Annotated in this window: 1 rRNA gene; it reads right to left on the reverse strand. The window is 48.6% G+C overall.

Going from position 1 to position 1,801, the window contains the following annotated elements:
- Positions 1-64: 64 nt before the first annotated feature.
- A 16S ribosomal RNA gene (locus AC6UD4_RS07185) occupies positions 65-1,640 on the reverse strand.
- Positions 1,641-1,801: the final 161 nt, after the last annotated feature.

A 1,801-nucleotide genomic window follows, 5' to 3' on the forward strand; every position in this document is an offset into this window, starting at 1 on the left:
GAGAGTAAAACTCTCAAAACTAAACAAGACTTCAATAATGTAAGGTTTCCGAATTTTTCCTTAGAAAGGAGGTGATCCAGCCGCAGGTTCTCCTACGGCTACCTTGTTACGACTTCACCCTAATCATCTGTCCCACCTTAGGCGGCAGGCTCCAAAAGGTTACCTAACCGACTTTGGGTGTTACAAACTCTCATGGTGTGACGGGCGGTGTGTACAAGACCCGGGAACGTATTCACCGTGGCATGCTGATCCACGATTACTAGCGATTCCAACTTCATGCAGGCGAGTTGCAGCCTGCAATCCGAACTGAGAACGGCTTTAAGAGATTAGCTTGACCTCGCGGTTTCGCAACTCGTTGTACCGTCCATTGTAGCACGTGTGTAGCCCAGGTCATAAGGGGCATGATGATTTGACGTCATCCCCACCTTCCTCCGGTTTGTCACCGGCAGTCTCATTAGAGTGCCCAACTGAATGCTGGCAACTAATGACAAGGGTTGCGCTCGTTGCGGGACTTAACCCAACATCTCACGACACGAGCTGACGACAACCATGCACCACCTGTCATTCTGCCCCCGAAGGGGACACCTAATCTCTTAGGTTAACAGAAGATGTCAAGACCTGGTAAGGTTCTTCGCGTAGCATCGAATTAAACCACATGCTCCACCGCTTGTGCGGGTCCCCGTCAATTCCTTTGAGTTTCAACCTTGCGGTCGTACTCCCCAGGCGGAGTGCTTAATGCGTTAGCTGCGGCACTGAAGGGCGGAAACCCTCCAACACCTAGCACTCATCGTTTACGGCATGGACTACCAGGGTATCTAATCCTGTTTGCTACCCATGCTTTCGAGCCTCAGCGTCAGTTACAGACTAGACAGCCGCCTTCGCCACTGGTGTTCCTCCATATATCTACGCATTTCACCGCTACACATGGAGTTCCACTGTCCTCTTCTGCACTCAAGTTTCCCAGTTTCCGATGCACTTCTCCGGTTAAGCCGGAGGCTTTCACATCAGACTTAGAAGACCGCCTGCGCTCGCTTTACGCCCAATAAATCCGGACAACGCTTGCCACCTACGTATTACCGCGGCTGCTGGCACGTAGTTAGCCGTGACTTTCTGGTTAGATACCGTCGCGACGTGAGCAGTTACTCTCACGCCCGTTCTTCTCTAACAACAGAGTTTTACGAGCCGAAACCCTTCTTCACTCACGCGGCATTGCTCCATCAGACTTTCGTCCATTGTGGAAGATTCCCTACTGCTGCCTCCCGTAGGAGTCTGGGCCGTGTCTCAGTCCCAATGTGGCCGATTACCCTCTCAGGTCGGCTACGCATCATCGCCTTGGTGAGCCTTTATCTCACCAACTAGCTAATGCGCCGCGGATCCATCCAAAAGCGATAGCACAAAGGCCATCTTTCAAACGAAAACCATGTGGTTTTCGTTGTTATACGGTATTAGCATCTGTTTCCAGGTGTTATCCCCTTCTTCTGGGCAGGTTATCCACGTGTTACTCACCAGTTCGCCACTCGCTGCTAACTTAAATCTAGTTAATGCAAGCATCAACTATCAATAAGCGCAGCTCGTTCGACTTGCATGTATTAGGCATGCCGCCAGCGTTCGTCCTGAGCCAGGATCAAACTCTCATTTTAGAAATGAGAAATTTTACTAGCTCATTATTATTTGTTGTTATTCTTTTTCAAAAGAATTAAAAAGCGAATTGACTTCGCAAATGTTTAATTTTAAGTTCTACAACTTAAAATTACCTTACACTTGTAATCAAAATCTTGTTCAGTTTTCAAAGATCTACTCT

This window comes from Fructilactobacillus sp. X3R5C2 (assembly GCF_059901175.1).